Source organism: Enterobacter quasiroggenkampii, from assembly GCF_043972695.1.
Lineage (GTDB): Bacteria > Pseudomonadota > Gammaproteobacteria > Enterobacterales > Enterobacteriaceae > Enterobacter > Enterobacter quasiroggenkampii.
In genome coordinates this window covers 3,719,058-3,735,968 of the sequence record NZ_CP143745.1, presented here as the reverse complement: position 1 = coordinate 3,735,968, position 16,911 = coordinate 3,719,058, and the positions used below count along the sequence as shown (strand labels likewise).

At 55.5% G+C, this 16,911-nt stretch carries 15 protein-coding genes; 8 read left to right on the top strand and 7 right to left on the bottom strand.

Features of this window, described 5'->3' with window-relative positions; genetic code table 11:
- Positions 1 to 7 precede the first annotated feature (7 nt).
- Positions 8 to 748 (bottom strand): HTH-type transcriptional regulator MlrA, encoded by a 741-nt coding sequence (mlrA, locus tag V1572_RS17870; RefSeq protein ID WP_045908660.1) that lies wholly within the window; start codon positions 746 to 748, stop codon positions 8 to 10.
- Positions 749 to 965: 217 nt separating this feature from the next.
- On the opposite strand from mlrA, the gene V1572_RS17865 reads away from it, so the two are divergent.
- The 3 genes from V1572_RS17865 to V1572_RS17855 are packed head-to-tail and all read left to right on the top strand — an operon-like array spanning position 966 to position 3,881.
- On the top strand, positions 966 to 2,651 hold the full coding sequence (locus V1572_RS17865; protein WP_024908145.1) for a sensor histidine kinase: 1,686 nt from the start codon (positions 966 to 968) through the stop codon (positions 2,649 to 2,651).
- A complete protein-coding gene (gene btsR, locus V1572_RS17860; RefSeq protein ID WP_024908144.1) occupies positions 2,645 to 3,364 on the top strand; it encodes a two-component system response regulator BtsR in 720 nt (239 codons plus the stop codon). Before V1572_RS17865 ends, btsR begins: the two co-directional genes overlap by 7 nt.
- A gap of 46 nt (positions 3,365 to 3,410) precedes the next feature.
- A complete protein-coding gene (locus V1572_RS17855) occupies positions 3,411 to 3,881 on the top strand; it encodes a DUF1456 family protein (RefSeq protein ID WP_008500891.1) in 471 nt (156 codons plus the stop codon).
- 110 nt (positions 3,882 to 3,991) lie between these two features.
- Here the strand turns inward: V1572_RS17855 and metG are convergent, their stop codons facing one another.
- Positions 3,992 to 6,025: a methionine--tRNA ligase gene (gene metG / locus V1572_RS17850; protein ID WP_048224083.1), complete on the bottom strand. Its 2,034-nt coding sequence runs from the start codon at positions 6,023 to 6,025 to the stop codon at positions 3,992 to 3,994.
- 137 nt (positions 6,026 to 6,162) lie between these two features.
- On the opposite strand from metG, the gene apbC reads away from it, so the two are divergent.
- Positions 6,163 to 7,272: an iron-sulfur cluster carrier protein ApbC gene (gene apbC / locus V1572_RS17845; protein ID WP_395299437.1), complete on the top strand. Its 1,110-nt coding sequence runs from the start codon at positions 6,163 to 6,165 to the stop codon at positions 7,270 to 7,272.
- Between the two features lie 95 nt (positions 7,273 to 7,367).
- Here the strand turns inward: apbC and V1572_RS17840 are convergent, their stop codons facing one another.
- Together V1572_RS17840 and V1572_RS17835 are read right to left on the bottom strand one after the other, a co-directional pair.
- A complete protein-coding gene (locus V1572_RS17840; RefSeq protein ID WP_353145810.1) occupies positions 7,368 to 7,847 on the bottom strand; it encodes a GNAT family N-acetyltransferase in 480 nt (159 codons plus the stop codon).
- Positions 7,798 to 8,130, bottom strand: coding sequence for an RcnB family protein (locus V1572_RS17835; protein WP_008500887.1), 333 nt, complete (start codon positions 8,128 to 8,130; stop codon positions 7,798 to 7,800). Before V1572_RS17835 ends, V1572_RS17840 begins: the two co-directional genes overlap by 50 nt.
- Before the next feature lie 488 nt (positions 8,131 to 8,618).
- Here V1572_RS17835 and V1572_RS17830 point away from each other — a divergent pair, with 488 nt between their 5' ends.
- The 4 genes from V1572_RS17830 (at position 8,619) to V1572_RS17815 (ending at position 12,666) form a co-directional block, all read left to right on the top strand.
- Positions 8,619 to 9,758 carry a polysaccharide export protein gene (locus tag V1572_RS17830; protein ID WP_045908654.1) on the top strand — a complete coding sequence of 380 codons (1,140 nt, stop codon included), beginning with the start codon at positions 8,619 to 8,621 and terminating at the stop codon, positions 9,756 to 9,758.
- Positions 9,758 to 9,871 carry a hypothetical protein gene (locus tag V1572_RS17825; protein ID WP_205246186.1) on the top strand — a complete coding sequence of 38 codons (114 nt, stop codon included), beginning with the start codon at positions 9,758 to 9,760 and terminating at the stop codon, positions 9,869 to 9,871. The genes V1572_RS17830 and V1572_RS17825 overlap by 1 nt, the downstream gene beginning before the upstream one ends.
- Positions 9,872 to 9,893: 22 nt before the next feature.
- Positions 9,894 to 12,074, top strand: a complete 2,181-nt coding sequence (locus V1572_RS17820; RefSeq protein WP_395299436.1) for a polysaccharide biosynthesis tyrosine autokinase — start codon at positions 9,894 to 9,896, stop codon at positions 12,072 to 12,074.
- A 76-nt stretch (positions 12,075 to 12,150) separates the two neighbouring features.
- Entirely contained in the window at positions 12,151 to 12,666 is a 516-nt protein-coding gene (locus V1572_RS17815; RefSeq protein WP_048028262.1) for a protein disulfide oxidoreductase, read from the top strand.
- 36 nt (positions 12,667 to 12,702) lie between these two features.
- Here V1572_RS17815 and V1572_RS17810 read toward each other — a convergent pair whose 3' ends face one another.
- The 3 genes from V1572_RS17810 to V1572_RS17800 all read right to left on the bottom strand — a co-directional run bounded on the left by V1572_RS17810 (position 12,703) and on the right by V1572_RS17800 (position 16,905).
- Positions 12,703 to 14,169, bottom strand: coding sequence for a pyridoxal phosphate-dependent decarboxylase family protein (locus tag V1572_RS17810; protein WP_395299435.1), 1,467 nt, complete (start codon positions 14,167 to 14,169; stop codon positions 12,703 to 12,705).
- Between the two features lie 18 nt (positions 14,170 to 14,187).
- A complete protein-coding gene (locus V1572_RS17805; protein WP_014884533.1) occupies positions 14,188 to 15,564 on the bottom strand; it encodes a diaminobutyrate--2-oxoglutarate transaminase in 1,377 nt (458 codons plus the stop codon).
- Positions 15,565 to 15,897: 333 nt separating this feature from the next.
- On the bottom strand, positions 15,898 to 16,905 hold the full coding sequence (locus tag V1572_RS17800) for a LacI family DNA-binding transcriptional regulator (RefSeq protein ID WP_395299434.1): 1,008 nt from the start codon (positions 16,903 to 16,905) through the stop codon (positions 15,898 to 15,900).
- Positions 16,906 to 16,911 lie beyond the last annotated feature (6 nt).

The following is a 16,911-nucleotide window of genomic DNA, read 5'->3' as shown; positions in this document are numbered from 1 at the left end:
AATGCCGTTATGGCTCATCCGGGCCAAGGGAATAAACCGGGTAACCATTCTCACGCCATTCCGTCAGCAGCTGTTGCTGCGTGGCGGACGGCACTTCACCACACCAGACCAGCAGGGTCTGGCCGTCGAAAAACTCAGGTCTGAGCTGCGCCAGCGAGTGCGCCAGGACATCCACGCGCCAGCCCTTCTGGGTGGCAATCCACGCTTCCAGCCACAGGCGGGTGGTATCGTGCACGTTCCAGCCCACCACCAGGGCATCTTTGCCGGCTTTGTTCTTCGCCGAGGCAAGGCAGACGGCAATGTAGTTGATCAGCACCCCGTCGAGCATGCTGAGCAGCGCCTGCAGGGTAGACTGCTGGCACTGCAGGCGTCGACGGAGCGGAATGAAAAGATGGGAGATCAGCGTCTGTGCCGGGTAATCGCGGCCCTGCTCTTTTATCCACGCGCGCAGGCGCTGCAGGTTGCCCGCCTGCAGGAGCCGCAGCAGGGTTTCCTGTTGTTCGCGCCAGAGATGCAGCGTATCCGGGTCGTCGTGGCTCAGAAGGGACTTCACTTTGCCGACCTGCACGCCGTTGTCGATCCAGCTCTTAATCTCGCGGATGCGGTCGATATCGGCCTCATTGAAAAGGCGATGACCACCGTCCGTTCTCTGCGGTTTGAGTAATCCATACCGTCGCTGCCACGCCCGTAGGGTAACGGGATTGATATCACAAAGGAGTGCCACTTCACCTATCGTGTAAAGCGCCATATTCGCCCCCTGGCTTACGCGTCCCCAGCTTAACTGTAGACCCACTTTTCCGAACCAGGAAGGATTGATTGATTTTTGAACAAACAATGCGAAGCATGCGCGATATTCAGAAAAAGGTGTGATAACGGACACGATTTTGCGCTTTTATGGGATGCTTCAAAGAAAGTTAAGCCGCATCCGTGTATGTTACGCGTTTTTAGCGTGTGCGGTTTTGAGTATGTACGAGTTTAATCTGGTGCTGCTGTTGCTTCAGCAGATGTGCGTGTTTCTTGTCATTGCCTGGCTGATGAGTAAAACGCGCCTGTTTATTCCGCTGATGCAGGTCACCGTACGTCTGCCGCATAAGCTGCTCTGTTACGTCACCTTCTCTATTTTCTGCATCATGGGGACTTATTTTGGTCTCCATATCGAAGACTCTATTGCCAACACGCGCGCGATTGGCGCGGTGATGGGCGGGCTGCTGGGCGGTCCCGTCGTCGGTGGCCTTGTCGGTTTAACCGGGGGGCTGCATCGCTATTCCATGGGCGGGATGACGGCCCTGAGCTGTATGATCTCCACGATTGTGGAAGGTCTGCTTGGCGGCCTGGTTCACAGCTACATGATTAAACGCGGCCGCCCGGATAAAGTCTTCAGCCCGCTCACCGCCGGAGCCATCACCTTTGTGGCCGAAATGGCGCAGATGGCGATCATCCTGCTGATTGCCCGTCCGTTTGAGGATGCGTTGCACCTGGTCAGCAGCATTGCCGCTCCGATGATGGTGACCAACACCGTGGGCGCGGCGCTGTTTATGCGCATTCTGCTCGACAAGCGCGCCATGTTTGAGAAGTACACCTCGGCCTTTTCCGCCACGGCGCTGAAGGTTGCCGCCTCGACCGAAGGGATCCTGCGCCAGGGGTTTAACGAAGAGAACAGCATGAAGGTGGCGCAGGTGCTCTACAAGGAGCTGGATATCGGCGCGGTGGCCATCACCGACCGCGAGCGGCTGCTGGCCTTTACCGGCACCGGGGACGATCACCATCTGCCGGGTAAACCCATCTCCTCAGCCTATACGCTGCGCGCCATTGAAACCGGCGAGGTGGTGTATGCCGACGGAAACGAAGTGCCTTACCGCTGTTCGCTGCATCCGCAGTGCAAGCTGGGCTCCACGCTGGTGATTCCGCTGCGCGGCGAGAATCAGCGGGTGATGGGCACCATCAAGCTGTATGAGGCGAAAAACCGTCTGTTCAGCTCGATCAACCGCACGCTGGGGGAGGGGATCGCCCAGCTGCTGTCCGCGCAAATCCTCGCCGGACAGTATGAGCGGCAGAAAGCCCTGCTGACGCAGTCTGAGATCAAACTGCTGCATGCCCAGGTCAATCCGCATTTCCTGTTCAACGCCCTCAATACGCTTAAGGCGGTGATCCGCCGCGACAGCGATCAGGCCGCCCAACTGGTGCAGTTTCTGTCGACCTTTTTCCGTAAAAATCTGAAACGTCCGTCTGAGATCGTCACCCTCGCCGATGAGATTGAGCACGTGAATGCCTATCTGCAGATTGAACAGGCGCGTTTCCAGTCTCGTTTGCAGGTGTCGCTCTCCGTACCGGATGAGCTCGCGTATCAGCATCTTCCGGCCTTTACCCTGCAGCCGATTGTGGAAAACGCAATCAAACACGGTACGTCACAGCTGCTGGGAACGGGGGAGATAACCATTGCCGCCAGCCGATTCAACCATCACCTGGTGCTGGATATTGAAGATAATGCCGGGCTTTATCAGCCTTCCGCCTCCGGCGGTTTAGGGATGAGCCTGGTGGATAAACGCCTGCGTGCCCATTTTGGCGATGACTGTGGCATTACCGTCGCCTGCGAGCCCGACCGATTTACCCGTATTACCGTACGACTGCCGCTGGAGGAAAACGCATGTTAAGAGTGCTGATTGTGGATGACGAGCCGCTGGCACGGGAAAACCTGCGCGTTCTGCTGCAGGAGCAGCCGGATATTGAGATTGTGGGGGAGTGCGCGAACGCCATTGAGGCCATCGGCGCGGTGCACAAACTGCGTCCGGACGTGCTGTTCCTCGATATTCAGATGCCCCGCATCAGCGGGCTGGAGATGGTGGGCATGCTCGATCCGGAACATCGTCCCTACATCGTGTTTCTGACGGCGTTTGATGAATATGCTGTGAAGGCTTTTGAGGAGCACGCGTTTGACTATCTGCTCAAGCCGATTGAAGAGAAGCGCCTTGAAAAAACGCTCACCCGTTTACGCCAGGAGCGCACGGTCCAGGACGTCACGCTGCTGCCGGAAAACCAGCAGCCGCTGAAGTTTATCCCCTGCACCGGGCACAGCCGGATTTATCTTCTGCAGATGGATGATGTGGCGTTTGTCAGCAGCCGTCTGAGTGGGGTGTTTGTCACCAGCGCGGAAGGGAACGAAGGGTTTACCGAGCTGACCCTGCGCACGCTGGAGAGCCGCACGCCGCTGATTCGCTGTCACCGTCAGTACCTGGTGAATATGGCGCATCTGAAGGAGATCCGCCTGGAAGATAACGGCCAGGCCGAGCTGGTGCTGCGTGCCGGACAAACGGTACCCGTCAGCCGTCGCTACCTGAAGAGTTTGAAAGAGGCGATTGGGCTGTAAAGCTGGTACACTGCGCGCCATTGCATCATCGACATTCGAAGGCTCTATGCTAAGTAACGATATTCTCCGTAGCCTGCGCTACACCCTGAAAGCGAACAATAACGACATGGTGCGCATTCTTGCGCTGTCCGATATGGAATCCACGTCTGCGAGTTTTGACACGTGGATGACCAAAGAAGACGAAGAGGGCTTTGTCCGCTGCCCTGACATCATTCTGTCGGGTTTCCTGAACGGCCTGATTTACGATAAGCGTGGCAAAGATCCGGCCGCACCAGAGCTGGCGCTGGAGCGTCGGGTGAACAACAACACGGTGCTGAAAAAGCTGCGTATCGCGTTCTCGCTGAAAACGGACGATATCGTGGCGATCATGACCGAGCAAAAATTTCGCGTATCCGTGCCGGAAGTGACCGCCATGATGCGCGCGCCGGATCATAAAAACTACCGCGAATGCGGCGACCAGTTTCTGCGTAATTTCCTGCGCGGGCTGACCCACCGGGTGCATCACCCGAAGGCGTGATGTTTAGCCGGGTGGCGGCTTCGCCTTACCCGGCCTACAAAACCCGTAGGCCCGTGCAAGCGTAGCGCCGCCGGGCAAAAAAAAGCCGGAGATAATCTCCGGCTTTTTTGTTATTTCACCTGCTGACCCGGCTTCGCGCCTTCGTCAGGGCTTAACAGGAAGATATCTTTCCCGCCAGGGCCTGCAGCCATCACCATCCCCTCAGAGATGCCGAAGCGCATTTTACGCGGCGCCAGGTTCGCCACCATCACGGTCTGACGGCCGATCAGCTCCTGCGGATCAGGGTAAGCAGAGCGGATCCCGGAGAAGACGTTACGCTTCTCGCCGCCCAGATCCAGCGTCAGGCGCAGCAGCTTGTCAGAGCCTTCCACGAACTCCGCGTTTTCGATCAGCGCCACGCGCAGGTCGACTTTGGCGAAATCATCAAAGGTAATGGTTTCCTGAATCGGGTCGTCTGCCAGCGGGCCGGTGACCGGTGCCGCTGCTGCCTTCACCTCTTCTTTAGAGGCTTCCACCAGGGCTTCAACCTGCTTCATCTCGATGCGGTTGTACAGCGCTTTGAAGGTGTTGACCTTGTGGCCGAGCAGCGGCTGCTGGATAGCATCCCAGGTCAGTTCGGTGTTCAGGAACGCTTCAGCACGGGCTGCCAGCTGTGGCAGAACCGGCTTCAGCCAGGTCATCAGCACGCGGAACATGTTCAGACCCATGGTGCAGATCGCCTGCAGGTCGGCGTCACGGCCTTCCTGTTTCGCGACCACCCACGGGGCCTGCTCGTCCACATAGCGGTTGGCAACATCGGCCAGCGCCATGATTTCGCGAATCGCTTTACCGAATTCACGGCTTTCCCAGGCTTCGCCAACCGCAGCGGCGGCATCGGTGAAGGTTTTATACAGCTCAGGATCGGCCAGTTCGGCAGAAAGCACGCCATCAAAACGCTTGGCGATGAAGCCCGCGTTACGTGACGCCAGGTTCACCACCTTGTTGACGATGTCCGCGTTCACGCGCTGCACGAAATCTTCCAGGTTCAGGTCGATATCGTCGATGCGGGAAGAGAGCTTCGCGGTGTAGTAGTAGCGCAGGCTGTCCGCGTCGAAGTGGTTCAGCCAGGTGCTGGCCTTGATGAACGTCCCGCGGGACTTGGACATCTTGGCGCCGTTCACCGTCACGTAGCCGTGAACAAACAGGTTGGTTGGCTTGCGGAAGTTGCTGCCTTCCAGCATGGCCGGCCAGAACAGGCTGTGGAAGTAAACAATGTCTTTACCGATGAAGTGGTACAGCTCTGCCGTGGAATCTTTCTTCCAGTATTCGTCGAAGCTTACGGTGTCGCCACGCTTGTCGCACAGGTTCTTAAAGGAGCCCATGTAGCCGATTGGCGCGTCCAGCCAGACGTAGAAGTATTTGCCCGGTGCGTTCGGGATTTCGAAGCCGAAGTACGGCGCATCGCGGGAGATATCCCACTGCTGCAGGCCGGATTCGAACCACTCCTGCATCTTGTTCGCCACCTGCTCCTGCAGCGCGCCGCTGCGGGTCCACGCCTGCAGCATTTCGCTGAAGGACGGCAGGTCGAAGAAGAAGTGCTCGGAGTCACGCATCACAGGCGTGGCGCCGGAAACCACGGATTTCGGCTCGATAAGCTCGGTCGGGCTGTAGGTTGCGCCGCACACTTCGCAGTTATCGCCGTACTGATCCGGGGATTTACATTTCGGACAGGTGCCTTTGACGAAGCGGTCCGGCAGGAACATGCCTTTTTCCGGATCGTACAGCTGAGAGATGGTGCGGTTTTTAATAAAACCGTTCTCTTTCAGACGGGTGTAGATCAGCTCCGACAGCTCGCGGTTTTCGTCGCTGTGCGTGGAGTGATAGTTGTCATAGCTGATGTCAAAGCCAGCAAAATCGGTCTGATGCTCCTGACTCATTTCGGCAATCATCTGCTCCGGGGAGATCCCCAGCTGCTGCGCTTTCAGCATGATCGGCGTGCCGTGGGCATCGTCCGCACAGATGAAGTTAACCTCGTGGCCGCGCATTCGCTGGTAACGGACCCAGACATCAGCCTGGATATGCTCCAGCATGTGGCCGAGGTGGATTGAGCCGTTGGCGTACGGCAGTGCGCACGTTACCAGAATTTTCTTCGCGACTTGAGTCATAGTAGGCATTACTTCTTTTAACTGTGAAAAGGGTTTTTGATATTACCAAAAGGGGCATTATTAAGTAAGCACAAACCACGGCCTTTCAGGTAAACTTGTTCATCTAAGGTCTTATTCACAAGAACAAAGGAGTCGGGATGAGTTCTCAATCCCAGGCCAAATCACCGGAAGCCTTACGCGCAATGGTCGCCGGGACGCTGGCTAACTTTCAGCATCCAACCCTGAAGCATAATCTCACTACGCTGAAAGCGTTACACCACGTTGCCTGGTTGGACGATACGCTGCACATTGAGCTGCAGATGCCGTTCGTCTGGACCAGCGCCTTTGACGCGCTGAAAGAGCAGACCAGCTCTGAGCTGCTGCGCATGACCGGCGCGAAGGCGATCGACTGGAAGCTGAGCCACAGTATTGCCACGCTGAAACGCGTGAAAAACCAGCCTGGCGTGAACGGCGTGAAAAACATCATTGCCGTCAGCTCGGGCAAGGGCGGGGTGGGGAAATCTTCTACCGCCGTAAACCTGGCGCTGGCGCTGGCAGCGGAAGGGGCAAAGGTCGGTATTCTGGATGCCGACATCTACGGTCCGTCTATTCCAAATATGCTGGGCGCGGAAAACCAGCGTCCAACCTCACCGGACGGCACCCACATGGCACCGATCATGGCGCACGGTCTGGCGACCAACTCCATCGGTTACCTGGTGACTGACGATAACGCCATGGTCTGGCGCGGCCCGATGGCCAGCAAAGCGCTGCTGCAGATGCTGCAGGAGACGATGTGGCCGGATCTGGATTATCTGGTTCTGGACATGCCGCCGGGCACCGGTGATATACAGCTCACGCTGGCGCAAAACATTCCGGTGACGGGAGCCGTTGTGGTGACCACGCCGCAGGATATCGCGCTGATCGACGCCAAAAAAGGCATCGTGATGTTCGAGAAGGTGGAAGTGCCGGTGCTCGGTATCGTGGAGAACATGAGCATGCACATCTGCAGCAACTGCGGTCACCACGAACCTATCTTCGGTACGGGGGGCGCAGAAAAACTGGCCGCGAAGTATCACACCCAACTGCTGGGACAGATGCCGCTGCACATTACCCTGCGCGAAGATCTGGATAGCGGCAAGCCGACGGTGGTCAGCCGTCCGGACAGCGAATTTGCAGACATGTATCGTCAGCTGGCGGGTCGCGTTGCGGCGCAGCTTTACTGGCAGGGCGAAGTGATCCCGGGCGAAATCGCGTTTCGCGCGGTGTAACGCCTTCGCGTTGAATTGCCGGGTGGCGCTTCGCTTACCCGGCCTACAACTGGCACTATCACCTAGGTCGGGTAAGGCGAAGCCGCCACCCGACTTTAACCCAACCGATAGTGCATCAAATAATACTCTCCCTCCGGAGAATCCCCCGTCGTCTCAATGTGCCAGCCGTGCCGCTGGTAAAACGCGACAGCCCGCGCATTCTTCACCAGACACTTAAGCGAACCCGTACTGGTAAACGTCTTCTGCACCTGTTCCAGGAGCATTTTCCCGACGCCGTGGCTTTGATACTGCGGGTCAACAAAGAGGTTGTGCAGAAAATTATCGTTCGTCCAGACGGAAGCAAAACCCAGTCGATGGCCGTTCTGCGTGGCAACCCAAATCACTTCGTCACGGGTGGCCGCGTCAAAGTCTTCAAGCTGCCAGTCTGAACTGTCCAGCCATGGCCAGGCTTCACGCCGGGCGTGGAGGAAGAGCGTGCGCAGGAAAGGGCGATCGCTTTCCTGCCAGGGGCGGATCAGGATGGTATTAGCGGTGATAGAAAATATCTCCATTATAGGCTTTGTAGATTTTGCCATCCGCATCGCCAATCAGCACGTAATTCTCGCCCATGTAGGTCCAGTGGGTTCCGGCATCCGGCGCCGGCAGGTTACGCAACTGGTACTGTTTGATGGTGTACTCCGGCGTTTGATACTGCGCCGGCGCCGTGTCGCCAATCTTGAATTTCGTGAAGTCAGCGATGAACTCTTGTTCTTCATAGGCCTTGATGCCGGAGGGTGCAGCGGCCGTTTGCGGGGCAGAGAATGCAGATCCCGCCAGAGACAGTAATACACCCAGAAGCAGCAGTTTACGCTTAGCCATTTTTTCTCCAGTGATATCGTTACAGATACTTTTCGTCTGCGGGTCGTGCAAAGCGAAGCAGACAGTCCATTTTAAGTATCAACGCAGGGTATGTTTGAAAAAAAATGTAACAAAAGTGGACGGTTTTGTGTAGCCCAATTGCATGATGTTTATCAGTGTCGGGAATATTGCCAGCGTCTTATATTTTTAATATTTATCATTTCATTTATTAATTCTGAAAATAACTTTTCATATCAAAGTTAGAAAGCGATGCGAATGCTTTCCGCCTGAAGAGCATTTAATATCGCCTTCGAGTGCAGCGTGCTTACCGCCATTTTTTTAACAAGACCAGGCAAAGGCTCTGCTTTTTAGAAAGCGGGTGAAGTGCGTTTTATAATGCCAGTAATTTCACTCCGGGAAAGAGTAATCAATTAAATTTCATGATGTTAGCTTAAGTCTTTTTACAGGCTTGACGATAAACGGAACGTTGAAAAGAAATATTTATATTAATGAAAAGTACAACTGCATTTTCGCTCTTATTTCTGAGTATGAGTCAGTTAACGGGGTGTATGTTTTCACCAGGCCTGGACTTAACTGTGTCCGGGAAGAACGTTATTTCGCCGGAAGAGGCAAATTATCAGCTCGAAAAGCGCGTGGAAATATTTCCCCTGACGCCGGAACTGATTGAAAAACTGCGTCCGCCCGTGTCGAAATCTCAGGCAAATCCTAATCTGGATGCGCAGATCAAACGCTGGGAATACCGTATTGGTACGGGTGACATCCTGACGGTCACCGTCTGGGATCACCCTGAATTAACGACGCCGGCAGGACAATATCGTAGCGCGAGCGATGCCGGCAACTGGGTTAACGCCGACGGCACGCTCTTTTATCCCTATGTCGGTAAACTGCGGGTAGCAGGAAAAACGGTTTCACAGGTACGCGACGAGATTACGGCTCGACTGGATAACGTTATTGAGAGCCCGCAGGTGGACGTCAGCGTTGCCGCCTTCCGTTCACAAAAAGCCTACGTCACCGGTGAGGTTGAAAAATCAGGGCAACAACCGATAACCAATATTCCGCTGACGGTAATGGACGCGGTTAACGCTGCGGGTGGACTCTCGGCGGATGCCGACTGGCGGAACGTCGTGCTCACACATAATGGACAGGACGCGCACCTTTCCCTCTATGCCCTGATGCAGCATGGCGATTTGACCCAAAATAAGCTGCTTTATCCTGGCGATATCCTGTTTGTGCCCCGGAACGACGCGCTGAAGGTGTTCGTGATGGGGGAAGTGATTAAACAGAGCACGCTTAAGATGGATCGTAGCGGCATGACGCTGGCCGAGGCCCTGGGGAATGCCGGGGGGCTTAACCAAAATATGGCCGATGCAACCGGCATTTTTGTTATTCGGCAGGTATCGAAAAAAGGCGACACCGACAAAATCGCCAATATCTATCAGCTGAATGCGGAAGATGCGTCAGCCATGGTGCTGGGTACGGAATTTCAGCTTGAGCCGTATGACATTGTCTATGTCACCACGGCACCGCTATCACGCTGGAATCGCGTGATCTCCCAGCTGGTACCCACCATCAGCGGCGTACATGACCTGACCGAAACCGTTCGTAACATCAGAGCGTGGCCGCAGTAATGTTCCCTTCAATCTTAGTGGTCTGCACCGGCAATATGTGCCGCTCACCGATTGGTGAGCGGCCATTTTCGGGCAATCAGGAAAAGCCCGTCAGGAATGGGCCTGCCGTTTAAGTTAACAAGGAATGAAGCCGTAATGTCGTCTTCTCAATCAGACAAATATCGTGCTGCGACGCCGCAGAATAACGAAATGGATCTTATTCAGCTGCTTGCTGAGATGTTCGATCACCGGGTAACGATCGCGTGTGTGACACTTCTGTTTACGGTGTTTGCGGGGATCTACGCATTCAGCGCCACGCCAGTTTATCAGGCTGATGCCCTGGTGCAGGTCGAAGCGAAGCAGGGCAACGCGCTGCTCAAGAACCTGACGTCGTTCAGGCCCGATCTTTCACCCGATGTCGCCCCAGAACTTTTACTCCTCAAGTCACGGATGGTCCTCGGCGAGACCGTTGATCAATTAGGGCTGACCTACGAGGTTAGCCAGCGCATGTTCCCCGTTATCGGGGCGCTTTGGCAGCACGTGCAGGGCCGCAAACCGGCGGAAATCACGATTGGCTCGCTGAATATTCCCCTTGTGGAAGGTGAGCCACAAACGCTTTTACTCACCGTTCAGGAGCAGGGGCGATATCATCTTGAGGGGAAAACGCTTGAGGCAGAGGGCGTTGTCGGGAAAGCGCTGGTTAAAGAGGGCGTATCGCTTCTGGTGACATCCCTCAGTGCGGTACCGGGAACGCAATTTACCCTCAACACCGTGACCAGGCTTAACGCGATCAACGCCCTTCAGAGCAGACTTACGATTGCCGAGTCGGCGAAACAGAGCGGTATGATCGCCTTAACGCTAACGGGCGACGATCCCGACAAGACCGCCACGATACTTAATTCGATTGCTGAACATTTTCTCAGCCAGAACATTGCGCGCCAGGAGGCTAAAGATTCCCGCAGCCTCGCGTTCTTACAGGATCAGTTACCTAAAATCAGTCTCGAACTGAATGAAGCCGAGGCACGACTGAATGCTTACCGAGAGCAGCGCGATTCGGTCGATTTATCTCTTGAGGCAAAATCGGTGCTTGATCAGGTGGTTAACGTGGAAAATCAGCTTAACGAGCTTATATTTCGCGAAGCAGAAGTCTCTCAGCTGTTCAAAAAAGATCATCCGACCTACCGTGCTTTACGGGAGAAGAAACAAACCCTTGAACGGGAGCGCGCACGCCTGAATAGCCGCGTGTCATCCATGCCTTCCACGCAGCAGGAAATATTACGTCTGAGTCGTGACGTTGAATCCGGGCGTACCGTATACATGCAGTTGCTGACGCGTCAGCAAGAGCTGAGCATCTCGCGCTCCAGCGCGATCGGGAACGTGCGTATCATTGACCCGGCCATGACGCAGCCTGCTCCGGTTGAACCGCGCAAAGCACTCATTATCGTGTTTGGTATGCTGATGGGGTTGATACTTTCTGCCGGAACGGTTTTAGTGCGTTCAGCCTTTAAGCGGGGCATTACGTCCTCAGAACAACTGGATGAGCTCGGAATGCCGCTGCTGGTGACGCTTCCGCGCTCGGCATGGTTATGGAAAAAAACGCACCTGCGCAGGAGAAACCTGTTTACTTCCCACTGGAAGCACAAGATAGCCAACGTGCCTTTTCTGCCCATCGATCGTCCGGCTGATTCGTTTGTCGAGGCGATACGCGGGCTGCGCACCAGTTTGCATTTTACCATGATGGATGCCACAAACCGGATTGTCGTGGTGTCTGGCCCCACGCAGGACTGCGGAAAGACGCTGGTCAGTTCTTCGCTGGCGTCGATTCTGGCGCAGGCCGGACAGCGGGTGCTGTTTATTGATGCGGATATGCGCAAGGGTTATGTCCACAACGTGTTCAGGCTGAATAATCAGCGGGGGTTGTCCAGCGTGCTCGACGGAACGGTCGAGTGGCAGGAGGCGGTTCAACGCTTCGAAAAAGGCGGTTTTGATGTACTGACCTGCGGACCTCAACCTGCCCATCCCGTCGATCTGCTCATGAGTGAAAGCCTTCAGGGGATAATGTCGCAGATTGAAAAGCGATATGACATGGTGATTATCGACACTCCGCCTGTGCTTGCCGTCACGGATGCTTTGCTGATAGCCAGAGCAGCCGCCACCACGCTGCTGGTCGCCCGCTTTGGTAAAACCAGCGTTAAAGAGATTGAGACCAGCCTTAAGCGTATGGAACGGATGGGCGTGCAGGTGAGTGGCACGATCCTCAATGACATAGTGAAATCTGCCGCGCTCTATTACAACTCGGGGTACAGCTATTACGATTACGGCTATAGCCCGGAGTAACCCTGGTGCGACACTTCTTTACAGCGTGATGGCGTATTGCCCGTTAAGATGACCTCCATTAAAACATGAGGTCACAATGGATAACCGCAAAATCAATCGACTGCGCCGCTGGGCGCGGGAAGGGATAATACTCGTTCTGCTGACGCTGGCCGTGGTGTGGGGTGTGGATCAATACCGAAAACCGACACTCCCCGCCAGTTTTAGTGCAACGCCGATGACGAGTATCGACGGCAATGTTCACGATATTGCGGCGCTCAGCCAGGATCGTCCGCTGCTGATCTACGTCTGGGCGACCTGGTGCAGCATTTGCCGCTACACGACGCCTGCGGTTAATCAACTGGCAGAAGAGGGCGGGAACGTGGTGAGTATCGCCATGCGCTCTGGTGACAACGCAAAGCTTGAGCGCTGGGTTGATAAGAAACAGCTGAAAATGCCGGTCATTAACGATGCAAACGGTGCTTTGTCGCAGCAGTGGCAGGTGAGCGTCACGCCAACGCTGGTGGTTGTGTCGAAGGGGAACGTGGTCAGTACCACAACGGGCTGGACGAGCTACTGGGGATTAAAATTAAGGATGTGGTGGGCAGGCGTATAAAAATAACCCCTCTCCCGGCGGAAGAGGGGTTTTGTATTACTTAGCCAGAACTTCCTGCGCGGTACGCTCAACCAGAGACAGCAGGATTTTAATATCTTCCAGCGTCACGGTTGGGTTCAGCAGCGTCAGCTTCAGGCAGGTCACGCCGTTATGCTCGGTCACACCGACGTTTGCACGGCCGGATTCCAGCAGTGCGTCACCAATTTTCTGGTTCAGCAGGGCGATACCTGCGTCATCCGCCTGCACCTGTCCGCGGAAGCGGAACAGCACGCTTGCCAGCTGCGGCTGCATAACCAGTTCCAGCGCAGGCTGCGATTTCACGTAGGCCGCAACCTGCTGTGCCAGGGTCACGCCGTGATCGATGATCGCCGCGTATTGCTCCTGACCCAGCGCTTCCAGGCTCATCCACAGCTTCAGCGCGTCGAAACGACGGGTGGTCTGCAGAGATTTGGAGACCAGGTTAGGCACGCCTGCTTCTTCGTCGAACTCAGAGTTCAGGTAAGCCGCCTGGTAGCGCATCAGCTCATAGTGGCGCGCTTCTTTCAGCAGGAACGCGCCGCAGCTGATGGTCTGGAAGAACTGCTTGTGGAAGTCCAGGGTCACGGAATCCACCAGCTCAATGCCGTCCAGGTAGTGACGATACTGCTCAGACATCAGCAGCGCGCCGCCCCAGGCTGCATCAACGTGTACCCAGATGTTCTGCTTCGCCGCCAGCTCTGCAATCGCACGCAGCGGGTCGATAGCACCGGCATCGGTGGTACCTGCCGTCGCGACGATCGCCAGAATCTGCTCGCCGTTCGCATTGCACTGCTCAATTTTCGCCGCCAGATCGGTCAGATCCATGCGGGAGAATTCGTCCGTTTTCACCTGCACTACGGACTGGTAGCCCAGGCCCATCAGCGCCATGTTTTTCTGCACGGAGAAGTGCGCGTTTTCGGAGCACAGTACGCGGATCTTACGCAGATCGCCTACAAGGCCGTCCTGCTGAACGGAGTGACTCTGACGCGCAAAGAACGCATCGCGCGCCAGCATCAGGCCCATCAGGTTGCTCTGGGTTCCGCCGCTGGTGAAGACACCGGCGTCGCCAGCCTGATAACCCACGCGGGTACGCAGCCACTCGATCAGTTTGATCTCAATGATGGTTGCGGACGGGCTTTGATCCCAGGAGTCCATACTCTGGTTAGTGGCGTTGATCAGCACTTCCGCCGCCTGGCTTACGACCAGGCTTGGGCAGTGCAGGTGCGCCACACACTGCGGGTGATGAACGGACAGGCTGTCTTTCAGGAAGAACTCGACGGCGCGTTCAATCGCCGCTTCGTTGCCCAGCCCTTTCGGGTTGAAATCCAGCTTAATACGGTCGCGCAGTTCCGCGACCGTTTTGCCCTGGTACATCTCAGGCTGTTTCAGCCACTGCATCACAGCCTGAGTGCTTTGTTCAATCGCCTGCTGGTAAGCTTCAATGCTCTGCGCAGAGGAGAACAAAATTGGGTTTGAATCAGACATCGTAATCAACAACTCCGGTTACGCCGGGCGAACGCCCGCAGCAAGCAGTGCCTGCTCGAATTTATCCAGGAAGATCTTCAGCTCTTCATCGCTGATCAGCAGAGAAGGCAGCAGACGCAGAACGATACCGTTACGACCACCGCGCTCCAGAATCAGACCGGCTTCGAAGCACTTCTTCTGAATCAGTGCAGACAGCTCGCCGTCGCCCGGGAAGCAGCCCATGTGGTCAGCGGCTTCGTGTGGCTTAACGATCTCAATACCGATCATCATGCCCAGACCGCGCACGTGGCCGATGACCGGATAACGTTTCGCCATCTCTTTCAGCTGGCCTTTCAGCCATTCGCCCTGTGCAGCCACTTTGCCTGCGATGTTCTGATCTTTCAGGATTTTCAGCGTCGTCAGACCGGTGGCCATCGCCAGCTGGTTGCCGCGGAAGGTACCGGTGTGATGACCTGGCGCCCACGCATCGAACTGTTTTTTGATACCGAGCACGGCCAGCGGCAGACCGCCACCGACGGCTTTAGACATCACGATGATGTCTGGCTCAATGCCAGCGTGTTCGAAGGCGAAGAATTTACCGGTACGGGCAAAGCCAGCCTGAACTTCGTCGAGGATCAGCAGAATGCCGTGTTCCTGAGTGACTTTACGGATGCGCTGCAGCCACTCAGCCGGAGCCGGGTTCACGCCGCCTTCGCCCTGAACCGCTTCCAGGATCACCGCAGCAGGCTTACGCACGCCGCTTTCAACGTCGTTGATCAGGTTATCGAAGTAGTACGTCAGCGCTTTCACGCCCGCTTCACCACCGATACCCAGCGGGCAGCGGTATTCGTGCGGGTAAGGCATGAACTGGACTTCTGGCATCATACCGTCAACCGCTTCTTTCGGAGACAGGTTGCCGGTCACGGACAGTGCGCCGTGGGTCATGCCGTGGTAACCACCAGAGAAGCTGATGATACCGCTACGGCCGGTCACTTTTTTCGCCAGCTTCAGCGCTGCTTCAACGGCGTCAGCGCCGGATGGGCCGGTGAACTGCAGGCAGTACTCTTTGCCCTGACCAGGCAGCAGAGAGAGCAGGTATTCGGAAAACGCGTCTTTCAGAGGCGTCGTCAGATCCAGAGTATGTAACGGCAAGCCGCTGGTAATGACATTTTGGATGCTTTTCAGCACATCAGGATGGTTATGGCCAAGCGCAAGGGTCCCTGCGCCTGCTAAACAGTCAAGGTATTCTTTATTATCTGCATCGGTGATCCACACGCCTTCTGCTTTAGTGATGGCTAAAGGCAGTTTGCGCGGATAACTCCTGACGTTAGATTCAAACTCGGCCTGACGGGCCAGATAGGTTTCGTTGCTTTTGTGGGCATCTACGGTGTCAATACGGACTTTATCCGTCATCATATCACTCCTACAACCGCCGCTTCGTTATGAGCCACGATTGAATAAAAAGTTAAAAAACAGATGGGGGCCTGAAAAAAACGCCGCCAATATAGAGCCTTTTGCCACGGGGCTCAATGGTTAATTTGTTTACTGTTTTGTGACACGGGGCTGTAACGAGGAAATATCCCCATTTTTAAAATGAAAATTGCATTTTATGCCAAATAAAAACAGCGCGTTACAGGCCATTTACCCGGTGTGTAAAGTCACAGAAAAGAGTGTGACAAATCGTGCCATCGAACGGCATAAAAGGAGGGTGACGCTTCCTGTTTCTTCGTCCTGGGCAAAAAACGGCGGTTACGTTGCATGCGCAACGGAATCACGCGGTAAAAAAGGACTTTCTACGCGCGTGGTTTCCTGATGTTCTTCACCATTAATAATATGCAGGGCGCTCAGGCGACCAATTTCATAGTGCGGCAGTTGAACCGTCGAGAGAGGCGGTAGGAACAACTCCCCAATACCCACCATATTGTCATAGCCGATAACGGCGATATCTTCCGGTATGCGAAGCCCTTGCGCCAGTAGCGTCTGATAGACCATAAACGCGATACGATCGTTGCCGCAGATAACCGCGTCGAACCGGGGAATACCATTCTGCATGTGCGCCAGCAATACTGACGCAATGTCACGATAGTGCTCATCGCCGAGTGCCATATAGCTGTGCGCCAGGCCGTCCGGATCGAGCCCCGCTTCACGGCATGCTCGTTCCAGCCCCTGACGACGTCGGGTTGTGGCCAGATGCCCCTCAGGCAAATGCAGGCAGAGAGGGCGTCGATAACCCTCCGCGAGTAACGCCCGCACGGCGGTATATTGCCCCTGTTCATCATCGGGAATATAGCTGGCAACCTTTTCGCCGTCACTTTCGCAGTTAGCCAGCACGCAGGGAAGGGTGAGTAATTTGGGCGGGAGAGGAACCTGACGTAACCCCATGGTGGTGTAGATAATTCCGTCAGGCCGATGAGAAAGGAGAAGGTCGACAATGGCGTCCGGGTTGTCATCGGTAAACATATTCATCACGAAGCTGTTCCAGCCGTGCATTCTGGCCGTCTCTTCAATCGACAGCGTGATCTCCACCGAGAAAGGCGTCGTCACCGTATCGAGCGCCAGTACGCCTATGGTTTTAGGCGAGGCATGCGCGCCGCGAATTTTCTTGGCGGAAAGATCGGGCACGTAGCTGGTTTGCTCGATAGCCAGCTGAACGCGCGCCAGCGTTTCCGGCTTAAGGCGCTCCGGGCTGTTCAGCGCACGGGAGACCGTCATCAGCGATACGTTAGCCAGCTTTGCGACGTCCTTCAGGGAAGCCATTTTCTT